The following is an 11050-nucleotide window of genomic DNA, read 5'->3' on the forward strand; positions in this document are numbered from 1 at the left end:
GATGCCGCATCGGACTGACTGTTTTTAAGTGGTCGCAGTCAAAAACATTGCTTGAGTCGGCGCTGTTTTTCGCGTTGACGAGCAGAAAGAGTGCGGTTACGTTGAGCTAGCTCCACCGCCTATGAGTCGCCTTCGAAGACGAATCGCGCCGGCGGTGGGCAGTGACGACCTCGCATCGAAGCTGACGCAAGGTCGACACGATCTCATCCTGAAGTGTTGTCAGAGAGGACAACCGTGTATCACTCAATGAACCAGGGTCGAGGTGGCAAGCGGGTATCGAGGACCGCTTTGGCCGCATGCGCGGGAGGTGTCGGCCTCGCCATCGTGCTGGGCACGACGACCGGCCCGTCCGCGATCGCCGCCACGCCAGCCGACCTACCCGCGAGCAGCTTCGGTGTCTCGCCGGCAACGGCTCAGGACGCCCCCTACACCAAGACCGTCTCCTATCTCCTGTCCCAGATGACGCCAGCGGAAGAGGTTGCCGTCATCGCCCAAGGCACTGACCCGGACAACCACGGAGAAGCCGGATACCTCGCCGGTGTTCCCCGTCTCGGGGTCCCCGCCGTCCGGCATGCTGACGCACTCGGCATCAACGTCTTCGCAGACGGTACGGCCTTCCCGACGCGACTCGGCCTGGCATCATCGTTCGACCGTGACGCTTACAACCTGCTCGGTGAAGAAGTAGGCAAACAGGGCAAAGCGCTTGGCGTTGATCTCGTCTATGGTCCTCAGGTCGACATGGCCCGATACCCGTCATGGTCCAGGAACCTGACGACCAACGGCGAGGACGCCTACGTATCGTCCCAGTTCTCTGCGGCCGAGATCAACGGCATCCAGAGCACCGGGCTGCTGTCCCAGGTGAAGCACGTCTCCTTCTACAACGGACAGAACCAGGCGACGCCGTCGCTCATCAGCTCGCAGGCCGCGCACGAGGTCTACCTCGCACCGGCGCAGTCCGCGATCGAAGAAGGCGGCGTCAGCTCGTTGATGTGCTCCTATGCGATCTTCCAGATCGTCGGCGAGCAGAACGCTCCGCAGTACGCCTGCTCGAACTCGAACCTCTTGAACAACATCGTCAAGAATCAGTTCAACCTCAAGGGCTTCATCACCTCCGACTACAACGCCAGCAAGGCGACGTCGGACATCCTCGCCGGCATGGACAACGAGTTCGCAACGACCAACCTCTCCGCGCCGAAGCTCGTCCCGCTCATCGACTTGACCTCATCGTCGTTCGATCCGGCATACGCAAGCGCCACTGCCAACGCGGTCGCCCGCATGCTCTACGAATACGAACGGTTCGGCCTGCTCGACAACAGCAAGATCCCCGATTCGGTGGAATCGGACGTCGAGCAGCACGGTGACGTCTCCTCGACGTACAACGGCACCACCGTAGACAAGGCCAGCGGTGACAAGGTGGCGCTCGCACTCGCTGAGGAGAGCGGCGTACTTCTGAAGAACGAGGACGACGCGCTTCCGCTGTCGACGAGCAAGTCCGTCGCAGTCGTCGGCCCCGCCTCGACCCTGCTCCCGGCAAGCCCCGGCGGTGAACGCTCCCGCGGCTTCGGCGACCAGGTGAACTACACGCCACTGAAGGCCATCAAGGCGCAGGTCGGCTCCGAGAACGTCACGTCCGCACCCGGCGTCGACTGGATCGGTGACACCGTCCCCACCGCGAACCTGCAGACGACCAACGATGGCTCAGCCGTGCCGGGTCTGACCCGCACGAACACCGATGGCTCCACCACGGTCGACACCACCATCGACGGCAAGCAGACCACCCTCGCCAAGGGTGGCCAGTACACCTGGAGCGGCTACCTCAACGTGACCACTGCCGACACGTACCGGCTGCTGCTGCAGCGTCCCTACGGAGTCGACACGGGTAACGCATCGGCATACAACGGTGGCGTAAAACAGGAACCCGGACGCAACGGCCCGCCCGAGCCACTCAGCCTGAGCGTCGATGGCGCAGCCCAGACGATCGTGAACCCCGGCGGCAACATCCTGCAGAACGCCTTCCCCGACGGTCAGCGCGCCTCTAACGGGCAGTACCTAGGCAAGCAAAACCTCGGCGTAAGCCTCGACCTGTCGGTCGGACTGCACAAGGTCAGCTTCACCTACAAGCCCACCGCGACCACGGCGACCACTCCAACCATCCGGTTTGCGTGGGCGCCGCTGGCGCAGAACACTGCCAAGGCCGTCCAGGCTGCGAAGACGAGTGACGAAACGGTGATCTTCGTCGACGACTCCACCCCGGGAACCACTGAGGGTGCCGGCCCGAACTCGTCCACCACCGCGTCACTGCGCAACCTCAACGCGACCCAGGTGAACCTCATCAACGCCGTCAGCGCCGCGGCACACGCCGCCGGCAACAAAGCCGTCGTCGTGCTGAACTCCGGCACCGCCGTCGCGATGCCCTGGGTAGACAACGTCGATGCGGTGCTCGAGATGTGGTACCCGGGTGAAAAGGGAGGGCAAGCAACCTCCAACTTGCTGTACGGCGTGGTGAACCCGTCAGGCAAGCTTCCGATGACGTTCCCGAAGGACGACGACTCCACCCCGTTCTCCGGCAACCTCGAGCGCACCACGGGTACGCAGACCGGATCGGAGACCAGACCGTCGATCAAGTGGACCGACGGCGTCAACGTTGGTTACCGCTGGTACACCGACCCTGAGGCCAACCCGAATGGCTACAAGCCGCGGTTCCCCTTCGGGTACGGACTCTCATACACGTCGTTCAAGTACTCCGATCTGAGCGTCAAGAACGCGAAGGACGGCGGACTCGACGTCACCTTCTCCGTCACAAACACCGGCGAGAAGGACGGCGCGGACGCACCCCAGGTGTACCTCGGCGCTTCTCCCGACCTGGCAACGCCGACGTTCGACGCGAACGGCATCGTGACCGCTGGCTTCCAACAGTCCACGCAGAAGCTGGTGCAGTTCGATCGCGTCGAGCTCGCCGCTGGCAAGTCAGCGACGAAGACGCTGCATGTGGACCTGCAGCAGGTTTCCGCCTGGGACACCGTTGGACAAAAGTGGGTCATCGGTTCGGGTAAGCGGACTATCAGCCTCGGCGCGTCGTCCGAGAACCTGGTCGCCTCGGTCACCCGCGAAGTCCCCGCAACCGTCGTCGCTCCGTCTGTCACGACGAACCCAGTCGCGAAGAAGACGGTGAACGAAGGCGCAACGGTGACGCTCTCCGCAGCCGCCACCGGGTCGCCGGCACCGACTGTTCAGTGGCAGGTCAGCACGGACAAGGGCACGACATGGAACGACGTCGTCGGTGCCACCTCCGCGACCTACACGTTCAAGTCGAAGCTCTCCGACAACAGTTCGCAGTACCGCGCCGTCTTCACCAACGACCTCGGTTCCGTCCCAACGACGGCCACGGTCCTCACGGTGAAGGGTGTGGCGCTGACGGCGCCGGGTCATGTCAAGGCGACCCCCTGCGTGCGAGTCGGATCGACGACGACCTTCGTGAAGTCCAAGGTCACCCTGTCCTGGTCAGCGTCGACACCGGCAACATCGGTGAAGGCCTACCAGGTTCGAGACGGCGGAAAGGTCGTCAAGACCGTCGCGTCGTCCGTGCTGTCGACGCCGCTCACGCTCGCAGCAGGGAAGCACTCCATCTCAGTTGTCGCTGTCGCGACAAGCGCGTCCGTCCCAGGTGGCAATAAAGCCTCGGCAGCCCTCGCCGTGACCGTCGACAAGACGGCACCCGTCGCTTCCGCGACGCGTCCCGCACATCCGGAACGTGCATCATCATGGGCGCACGTGAGCGGCACCGTAAAGGACACCGGCTCCGGCGTCGCCGGGGTGACGGTGAAGGTCACGGAGAAACGCGGCTCGAGCTACTACTACTTCACGGGCAGCAAGTTCGTGAAGGCGAAGAGTTCAACTTCGGCACTGGCGAACGCCACAGCGGTGGCCACGTCCGTGAAGTCCGGCAAGTGGTCGGTCGCAGTTCCAGGCGTGCGCGCCGGGACGCTGGCAGTTCACCTGTCTGCGATCGACAAGCTCGGCAACACCGGCTCGTCAAAGGGGGTGACCGTAACAGTCAAGTAGCATCACACACCAAGGGAAGGGGGGGGAGAGGGGCGGTCCTAGTGACCGCCCCTCTTCTTGTGCGCTCCGACATATGAGCAGCAGCACTGCCGTAGATATCTCGCGTCTCGGGAGGTCCTAATCAGTGAATCGAAGCCTTGGAGCGAAGCGTCCGTTGACCGGTGCGCATTAGACCTTTGCGAGACCTCTATACAAACTTGTCTAACGCGCAGAGGTCGAGTTAGCGCCGCTCCTTCCACCCGCTCGCTCAGGCTGCGCTCGGCCCTGTGAGGTCGGCTGTGTGCACGACGATGCCGAGGGCGGGGAACACCGACCGGAACCGGGCGGCGTGGGCGTCGGGGTTCGGGTCGTTGGTGGCGTCCTCGACGAGGACGACGGCGTAGCCCAGGTCGTACGCGGCCCGAGCCGTTGACTCGACGCCGAAGGTCGTCGCCTGGCCGACCACGACCACCTCGGTGACGCCGTCGGCGCGGAGCCGCTCGTCGAGGCCGGTGCCGGCGAAGGCGCTCCACCCGCCGCGGGTGAGGTTGCCGTCGTCGTCGGCCCGTTCGAGCAGCAGGGAGCCGTAGGCGACCGGGGCCGGGCGGGGGCCGCCGCCGTACTGGGTCGCGCCTGCCGGGGTCGTGGCGGGGTCGTGGCGGATGAACACAACCTTGCCGCCGCCGCCACGGGTGGCGCGGGCTAGGGTCTCGACGTTGGCCACGACGGTCTCGACGGGGTGGGTGCGTTGGTACGGCGCGGTCCCGGCCTGCAGGTCGACGACGAGCAGGGCGGTGTGTTCGGTGCGGGTGCGGATCACCGGTCCAGTGTGCTCGATCGCCGGGCGCGGCGCATACTGCGTCTGCGGTATCTCGGTCGGTCCGCCCGGAGTAGTCCGGCACTGCTGAGCCCGGCGAGGCTCGGAGCATGGCCAGTACCGGAGTCCCTCGGACCGATACCCACGCATCCGTCCTCGTCGTCGGCGCCTCGGCTGCCGGCGTCGCGACGGCCGAGGCGCTCCGCCGCCACGGGCATGTCGGCCGGCTGACACTGCTCGACGGCGAAACCGAGGACCCGTACGACCGGCCACCGCTGTCGAAGCAGTACCTGGCCGGGCAGATGGGCGCCGACGCCCTGGTGCTCCGCTCGACCGAGCAGCTCGCGGGCCTCGACGCCGAGTTCGTGCTCGGGGACCGTGCGGTCGCCCTCGACGTCGCGACCCGGACCGTGACCACGACGAGCGGCACCACCCGGGCCGCCGACCACGTCGTCATCGCCACCGGTGTCACCCCGCGTGCGATCCCGGGGGCTGGGCTCGACGGCGTGCACGTCCTCCGCACCCGGGCCGACGCGGACCGGCTCCGAGCGGGACTGCAGACGCTGCAGGGGCCGCTGCTGGTCCTCGGGAACGGCGTGCTCGGCAGCGAAGTGGCACAGACCGCCGCGTCCCTCGGCGTGGACGTCACGCTCGCGGGCAGTATCCGTGCGCCGATGTCCGGGCAGCTCGGCGGGTTTGGCTCGCAGTTCCTCGCGGCACAGCACGAGGCGGCCGGCATCCGGTTGCTCGGCGGGGTCCGCGCCACGCGGGTGCGCGGCCGGAACGGTCGCGCGGACACGGTGGAGTTCGTCGACGGCCCGAGCCGTCCGGCCGACGCCGTCCTCGTCGCCGTGGGGTCCCGCCCGACGACCGGGTGGCTCGAGGTGTCCGGCCTGGAGGTCACGGACGGCGTCGACTGCGACGCGTTCGGAGCCGCTGCACCCGGCGTCTGGGCCGTGGGCGACGTCGCCCGCTTCCACCACGCCGGCGCGGGGTGCCCGATGCGGCTCGAGAACCGCACGAACGCGACCGAGATGGCGCAGGTCGTCGCCGGAAACGTCCTCGGGCGCCGCGTGCCGTACACGCCGGTGCCGTACTTTTGGACGGACCAGCACGGCACCCGCGTGCAGGTCTTCGGGCAGATGACCCCGACCGACCGGGTCACCGTCGTCGACGGGCACCCCGAGGACGGCCGGTTCGTCGCCGTGGCCGAACGCGCCGGCGAGGCGGTCGGGGTGCTCGGGTGGGGCATGCCGAAGCAGGCGCGGATCGCCAGCATGCGCCTGCGTCCCCGGTACGCGCCGGTAGCGGCACCTGCCGCGTCTACGGTGTTTGCCGCCGAGAGCCCGGCACCGGTCGGCTGACCGGTGCCGTCCGCTCCGGTCGCCTGACCGGGGCCGTCACACAAACACAGAGGAGCAGACCATGACCGACCCACCGATCACCGCCGACCGACCGGACACGTTCCCGATGGACCGGCGGACCGCCGGGTGTCCCTTCGACCCGCCGCCGGCGGCCCGCGTGCTGCAGGAGGACGGCCCCATCCACCGCGTGACGCTGGCCGACGGCCGCGAGCCGTGGCTCGTCACCCGCTACGACGAGGGCAAGCAGGTGCTGTCGAGCCTGTCCGTCAGCGCAGACGCGGCCAACCCGGGGTACCCCTCCGCCAGCGCCTCGGGAGGTGGCGGCGGGCTGTCCTTCATCCTGATGGACGACCCGGACCACGCCCGGCTGCGGCGGATGGTGACCGCGCCGTTCGCGATCAAACGCATCGAGGCGCTCCGCCCCGTGGTGCAGCGGATCACGGACGACCTGATCGACCAGCTGCTCGCCGGTCCGAACCCGGTCGACCTGGTCGAGGCGTTCGCGCTCCCGCTGCCGTCCCTGGTGATCTGCGCCCTGCTCGGCGTGCCGTACGAGGACCACGACCGGTTCCAGGCGCACTCGAAGACCATCATCCGCCGCACCACGACCGACGACGAACGGCAGCAGGCGTTCCGCGAGCTCGGTGCGTACCTGACGTCGCTGCTCCACCGCAAGACGGCGGAACCCGGCGACGACCTGCTCACGGACATCGCCGCCCGGGTCACCGCCGGCGACATGACCGAGGGCGAGGCCGTGCAGATGGGGATCCTGCTGCTCATCGCCGGGCACGAGACGACCGCGAACATGATCGCCCTCGGCACGCTCGCCCTGCTCGAGCACCCGGTCGAGCGCGACCGCCTGCTCGACGACCCCGAACCGGCGCTGGTCGCCTCGGCGGTGGAGGAACTCCTGCGCTACCTCACCATCACGCACGACGGACGTAAGCGTGTGGCGACCGAGGACCTCGACGTCGCCGGCACCAGGGTCCGCGCCGGTGACGGGGTGATCGTCGCGACGGACCTGGCGAACCGGGACCCGGACGTCTACCCGGAGCCGGACCGGCTCGACCTGACCCGCAACCCGCGGAACCACGTGGCGTTCGGGTTCGGCGTGCACCAGTGCCTGGGCCAGCCGCTCGCCCGGGTCGAACTGCAGGTCGTGTACCCGACGCTGTTCCGTCGGATCCCCACCCTCGCTCGCGCGATCCCGCTCGACGAGGTCCCGTTCAAGCACGACGGCGCCGTCTACGGGGTGTACGAGCTCCCTGTCACGTGGTGCCCCGTCGACCGCCACACCACCACGAGCGCGAGCTTGACCACCGGAGGGAACGAGTCATGAAGGTCATCCTCGAACAGGACAAGTGCGTCGCCAGCGGCCAGTGCGTCATGGCCGCGATGGACGTGTTCGACCAACGGGACGAGGACGGCATCGCCGTCCTGCTGACCGACGAGGTCGCCGACGACCAGGTCGAAGCGGTGCGCCATGCCGCGGCGGTCTGCCCGGCCCTGGCGATCCATCTGGTGGCATGACCCGGCGGCTCCCGGCACGCACGACGACGGCCCGGTGGGGGATCCCACCGGGCCGTCGTGTGTGCGCTGTGAGCGGGGCTCCGCCGCCGTCACGACCCGGCGGCCGGGTGCGTGCACGCGTCGATCGCGGCGTACTCCCGGCTGAGTGCGGCCTGGTTCCGCTCGGTGCGCCACGACCGGATGCCGGGCGCAGCGGCCACGGCGGCGATCCACACGCCGGCACCGACGAGGACCGGCACGAGCGTCGGATCTCCGCTGAGGGCGAGCAGACCGCCGAGCGCGACCGCCAGCACGGCTACCGCGGAACCGGCGATGGCGACGACACCGGCGAGCCGTGCGGGCTGCTGCTCGAGGGCGGCGATCCGGGCCAGCGCGCGCTCGGCACGACGCTCGAGGATCGGTCGTGCCGGGTCTGGCCGGGTGCGCAGACGCTGGAGCAGCAGGGACGTCGTGCCGAGCCGTCCGCCCTGCACGGTCACCGTCCAGCCGAACTGCTCCAGGGTGTGCCGGTGGAGCGGCACGAACGCGGTCGGTGCGTACAGCACCCGGGTCTCGAGGTGGCGGGGGACCGGCGCGTTCAGGACAGCGCCGGCTCGGTCGATGGTGTTCGTCATCGGGCTCGGGCCGCGCTCAGGCGGTCCGGCGGCGACTGGCTGCCTCGCACGCGCCGTAGACGACGTCGAACTGGCGGTCGACGGCCGGACGGATCCGCTTGGTGCGCGCCGCGCGGACGAGCTGGAAGGCTACCGGAGCGATCGCCCAGTTGACTAGGCCGCCGGCTCCGACGAGGAAGACCGTGACCGGGTCGAGCCCGCCGAGTAGGTCGGGGACGGCCACGGTGTCCTGCATGGCGAACACCGAAGCGGCCAGCAGGACGCTGCCGATCGCACCGAGGGCATACGCGACCACCGACGCCGCGGTCGTGCGGGAGCGTTCGAGGGTGTCGATCGTGGCCAGGGCGATCACGGCGTTCTGCTGGAGTTCGTTCAGTTCGACGGAGCGGACGGCACGGTCGCGGCGGAGGCCGAGGATGCGCCGGCGGGTCGGTCCGCCCGTCCGGTCCGAGCCGTCGGGCGTCCAGCCGAAGTTGCGGTAGGTGTCCGCGTACAGGGCGTTCTTGCCCCGTGGGACCTCGACCGTGCAGTAGTCGTAGGACGTGGGGGCGGTGTTCGTCGTGGCCAGTGTCATGGCGGTTCCTCCGGTCGGTGCCGGATCGTTCCGGCCTGGTGTCGATCGTCCCGGGGACGGGCCGCGGGCAGATCCGCGATCGGTGGTACCCCCGACTACTGCGTTCGCAGTAGCCGGGCCGCTGACGCGCACGACAGGATGAGTGCATGCGGCGACTGCGGGCGATCTGGGATTCGTGGCGTCCGGACGACCGCTGGGTGTTCCGCGGCACGGCTGCCGTCGTCCTGCTCGCGTGCGCGATCGAGACGGGCCGGGTGGTGACGTCGGGCGCAGGCCCCGGACCGGCAGTCGCGGTCGCGGCCACCGTACTCGCCGCCGTCATGGCGCCCTGGACCCCGTGGGCGGCACTCGCGCTGGCAGCGGTCGCACCCGTCCTCGGCGGGCTGTCCGGCTGGCAACCGATCGTGGCGTGGAGCTGCGCCGTCCTGCTGCTGTTCGCGGTCTCGTCACGCGAGGGCCATCCGGTCCGCGGAGCGGGCATCGTCGCACCCGGGGTCGTAATCGGAACACTTCTCGCACCCGGGGCCGGCGGAGCAGTACCCACCGCGCTCGGCGCCCTCATCTCCGTCGTTGCCGGCGTCGCGATCGGCTCGGGGCTCCGCGTGCAGCACCAGTACCGCGCTTCATTGGAGCAACGCGCAGCCGACGCGATCGCGACCCGCGAACTCGAGGCCGAACGCCGCGTGGCCGAGGAACGCGTCCGGATCGCGCGGGACCTGCACGACGTCATCGGGCACGAGATCGCGGTGGTCAGCATGCAGCTCGGGGTCGCCGAGGTCACCCTGCCCGCCGGGGCCGACGAGGCCCGGCGTGCGCTGGACGCCGCCCGGGACGGCGTGCGGAACGTCCTGACGGAGACGCAGCACGTCCTGACGGTGCTCCGCTCGGCGTCGAGCAGCGGCGCCGACCTCGACGACCCGACGGCTCCGGCCCCCGGCATCGAGCAGCTCCGCGGACTCATCGCGTCGTACGAACGGATCGGCCTCGACGTTGATGCCCGACTGGACGAAATCGGCCCGGTCTCCGTGCCGATCGGTGTGACGGTCTACCGCGTGTTGCAGGAGTCGCTCACCAACGCCCACCGGCACGGCGAGGGCCGGACGACCGTCACCCTCGCCCGCGCCGGTGACGACCTGGTGCTCGAGGTCCGCAACCCCCGCCGGCGGGCCCCGGCGGACGACCTCGGCACGGGCAGGACCGGTGGGCTCGGTCTGGTCGGCATGCGCGAACGCGTCGCCGCCGCCGGAGGGACCGTCCAGGCCGCGGCGGACGGCGTGCTGTTCGTCGTCCGCGTCCACCTGCCCACCGCGAACGGAGCACGATGACCACACGAGTGATCCTGGTCGACGACCAGGACATGATCCGACTGGGGCTCCGTGCGATCCTCGACCGCCAGGACGGCATCGAGGTCGTCGGCGAGGCCGGGGACGGGCTCGCCGCGGTGCAGACGGCGTTGTCGGTCCCGGCGGACGTCATCATTATGGACATCAGGATGCCGGGCATCGACGGGGTGGAGGCGACCCGACGGATCCGCGCGGAACGCACCGCTCAGCGGGTGCGCATCGTCATGCTGACGACCTTCGACCAGGACGAACTCGTCTTCGCGGCGCTGCGTGCCGGGGCGAACGGGTTCCTCAGCAAGGCCGCGGGACCCGCAGAACTCGTCGCGGCGATCGAGGAGGTGGCAGCGGGCGGAGGGGCGCTGTCCGCGGCGGCCGCAGCGGCGCTCATCGGACAAGTCGCCCGCACGCCGGCGTCCTCCGTCGACCCGGAGATGACCCGGCGCTTCGAGGCCCTCACCGCTCGCGAGCGCGACGTCGTGGTGATGGTCAGCCGAGGTCAGGGCATCGACGCCATCAGCGCCGAGCTATTCCTCTCACCGCTTACGGTCAAGACCCACGTGAACCGGGCCATGGCGAAGGTCGATGCCCGCGACCGGGCCCAGCTCGTGGCGTTCGCGTTCCAGGCCGGCCTGGTCGACTGAGGTCGGCACCGGCCGAGGCGCCGGCGCATCCGGGAACCGTCGCAGTGCCATCGCGAGCCCGATCACCGCAGCCACGCCGCCGAGGAACATCCCGCTCGCACCCGCGGACGCAGCAGTGTCCTCTGC

The 11050-nt window shown here is 69.2% G+C and carries 9 protein-coding genes; 6 read left to right on the forward strand and 3 right to left on the reverse strand.

What is annotated here, in order from left to right; genetic code table 11:
- Positions 1 to 246 precede the first annotated feature (246 nt).
- Positions 247 to 4062 (forward strand): glycoside hydrolase family 3 C-terminal domain-containing protein, encoded by a 3816-nt coding sequence (locus tag OVA28_RS01235; RefSeq protein ID WP_268095459.1) that lies wholly within the window; start codon positions 247 to 249, stop codon positions 4060 to 4062.
- 247 nt (positions 4063 to 4309) lie between these two features.
- On the opposite strand, the gene OVA28_RS01240 is transcribed toward OVA28_RS01235, so the two are convergent.
- On the reverse strand, positions 4310 to 4861 hold the full coding sequence (locus tag OVA28_RS01240) for a cysteine hydrolase (RefSeq protein ID WP_268095460.1): 552 nt from the start codon (positions 4859 to 4861) through the stop codon (positions 4310 to 4312).
- 107 nt (positions 4862 to 4968) lie between these two features.
- Between OVA28_RS01240 and OVA28_RS01245 the strand changes: the two genes are divergently transcribed.
- The 3 genes from OVA28_RS01245 to OVA28_RS01255 all read left to right on the forward strand — a co-directional run bounded on the left by OVA28_RS01245 (position 4969) and on the right by OVA28_RS01255 (position 7752).
- On the forward strand, positions 4969 to 6222 hold the full coding sequence (locus tag OVA28_RS01245) for an NAD(P)/FAD-dependent oxidoreductase (protein WP_194662824.1): 1254 nt from the start codon (positions 4969 to 4971) through the stop codon (positions 6220 to 6222).
- A 61-nt stretch (positions 6223 to 6283) separates the two neighbouring features.
- A complete protein-coding gene (locus OVA28_RS01250) occupies positions 6284 to 7561 on the forward strand; it encodes a cytochrome P450 (RefSeq protein WP_268095462.1) in 1278 nt (425 codons plus the stop codon).
- Positions 7558 to 7752, forward strand: a complete 195-nt coding sequence (locus tag OVA28_RS01255) for a ferredoxin (protein ID WP_194662820.1) — start codon at positions 7558 to 7560, stop codon at positions 7750 to 7752. Before OVA28_RS01250 ends, OVA28_RS01255 begins: the two co-directional genes overlap by 4 nt.
- 89 nt (positions 7753 to 7841) lie before the next feature.
- Here the strand turns inward: OVA28_RS01255 and OVA28_RS01260 are convergent, their stop codons facing one another.
- Together OVA28_RS01260 and OVA28_RS01265 are read right to left on the reverse strand one after the other, a co-directional pair.
- Complete coding sequence (locus tag OVA28_RS01260; RefSeq protein ID WP_194662818.1) at positions 7842 to 8366, reverse strand: hypothetical protein; 525 nt, start codon at positions 8364 to 8366, stop codon at positions 7842 to 7844.
- Between the two features lie 16 nt (positions 8367 to 8382).
- A complete protein-coding gene (locus OVA28_RS01265; protein ID WP_194662816.1) occupies positions 8383 to 8940 on the reverse strand; it encodes a hypothetical protein in 558 nt (185 codons plus the stop codon).
- A 146-nt stretch (positions 8941 to 9086) separates the two neighbouring features.
- Between OVA28_RS01265 and OVA28_RS01270 the strand changes: the two genes are divergently transcribed.
- The gene (locus OVA28_RS01270; RefSeq protein ID WP_194662814.1) at positions 9087 to 10265 is read left to right on the forward strand and encodes a sensor histidine kinase; all 1179 of its coding nucleotides are present in this window, start codon (positions 9087 to 9089) and stop codon (positions 10263 to 10265) included.
- Positions 10262 to 10924 (forward strand): response regulator transcription factor, encoded by a 663-nt coding sequence (locus tag OVA28_RS01275; protein WP_194662812.1) that lies wholly within the window; start codon positions 10262 to 10264, stop codon positions 10922 to 10924. Before OVA28_RS01270 ends, OVA28_RS01275 begins: the two co-directional genes overlap by 4 nt.
- Positions 10925 to 11050 lie beyond the last annotated feature (126 nt).

Origin of the sequence: Curtobacterium sp. SL109 (genome assembly GCF_026672405.1) — a bacterium.
Taxonomy (GTDB): domain Bacteria; phylum Actinomycetota; class Actinomycetes; order Actinomycetales; family Microbacteriaceae; genus Curtobacterium.

Excerpts from the sequence above, each read along its gene's own strand:
- OVA28_RS01245 (WP_194662824.1), top strand. The coding sequence starts at position 4,969 with ATGGCCAGTACCGGAGTCCCTCGGACCGATACCCACGCATCCGTCCTC.
- OVA28_RS01270 (WP_194662814.1), top strand. The coding sequence starts at position 9,087 with ATGCGGCGACTGCGGGCGATCTGGGATTCGTGGCGTCCGGACGACCGC.
- OVA28_RS01250 (WP_268095462.1), top strand. The coding sequence starts at position 6,284 with ATGACCGACCCACCGATCACCGCCGACCGACCGGACACGTTCCCGATG.
- OVA28_RS01260 (WP_194662818.1), bottom strand. The coding sequence starts at position 8,366 with ATGACGAACACCATCGACCGAGCCGGCGCTGTCCTGAACGCGCCGGTC.
- OVA28_RS01275 (WP_194662812.1), top strand. The coding sequence starts at position 10,262 with ATGACCACACGAGTGATCCTGGTCGACGACCAGGACATGATCCGACTG.
- OVA28_RS01255 (WP_194662820.1), top strand. The coding sequence starts at position 7,558 with ATGAAGGTCATCCTCGAACAGGACAAGTGCGTCGCCAGCGGCCAGTGC.
- OVA28_RS01265 (WP_194662816.1), bottom strand. The coding sequence starts at position 8,940 with ATGACACTGGCCACGACGAACACCGCCCCCACGTCCTACGACTACTGC.
- OVA28_RS01235 (WP_268095459.1), top strand. The coding sequence starts at position 247 with ATGAACCAGGGTCGAGGTGGCAAGCGGGTATCGAGGACCGCTTTGGCC.